The organism is Rhodococcus sp. T7 (assembly GCF_009872365.1).
Taxonomy (GTDB): Bacteria; Actinomycetota; Actinomycetes; order Mycobacteriales; family Mycobacteriaceae; genus Rhodococcus_F.
Genome location: NZ_WXYH01000269.1, coordinates 1 through 892 on the forward strand (window position 1 = coordinate 1; position 892 = coordinate 892).

Consider the following 892-nt stretch of genomic DNA (forward strand, 5'->3'; position numbering starts at 1 on the left):
TTGCCGTCGGCGTCGACGCTGATGGTGACGGTCTGCCCGGCCTTCCCGGGGGTGTCGGTGGGGACGGCTCCGGTGCGCTCCCCGTGGGGTGTGGTCCAGCGGGCGCGGGCGGTGTTCTGGGTGCCGGCGGAACGAATCGCGTAGTCGGGGGTGTCGGGGGCGAGGTAGGTGTCCTCGAGCAGGACCGCGGGCACCTGGCGCATGCTGGCGCGGAGCGTGTGGGTTTGCTGCTCCAGGCGGGTGTGGGTGGCGGTGCCGAATGCGGCGGCAATGGGGATCAGCAGCAGAACCACGGTGGCGGTGAGTAGCAGGAGGGTGGCTTCGATGCGGTCGCTGGCGCGCATCAGGTGGTTGCGGTTCCACGGGCGCAGCCGCCACCACCGGATCGGCGCGGCCACCGGTGCCGGTGGCGGTTCCTCCCGGCGCATGGTCACCTCCCGCAGAAGCTGCGTTTCCCCTTTCCTTCGATTGTGCGACGGAATCCGACGCGGCGTTTCTGACGCGGTGCTCCGCGAGAGCAGGACAGGCTCACCCGTGTGTTTCAGTCAGCCGGAATGTTCGCGGCTGTAATCTCCGACGTGCTCTGCGTGAGGTCGCGGGGCTCGCGGTGCTGGCGCTGCGTGAGTTCGTCGAGTCTGTTGGGCAGTGGCAGTGGCAGTGGCGGTCGGACTTACCGTGTGGGGGAGGCGCCGCTGATGCCGGGCTCCTGCGGCAGGCACGGGCGGCGAGCAAGGGCCCTCTCGTGCAGGCTCGGCCCGTCTCGCGGCGCCGTTGCGGTGCATGAGGGGTGTGTTCGTGCAGGTCGAGTCGCGTACCGGGCCGGTCGGTGCTTATGCTCGATTGCGGGAGTGTCGCCGAGCGAAGAGGTGCATCAGCATGGCCGGAACTAGCG

General features: G+C 69.6%; 1 protein-coding gene. It reads right to left on the minus strand.

Annotation, left to right across the window (positions count from 1 at the left end; translation table 11 throughout):
• Positions 1–428: Rv1733c family protein (locus MLGJGCBP_RS22835; protein ID WP_160098228.1), on the minus strand; the 428-nt coding region annotated here is incomplete at its 3' end.
• Positions 429–892: the final 464 nt, after the last annotated feature.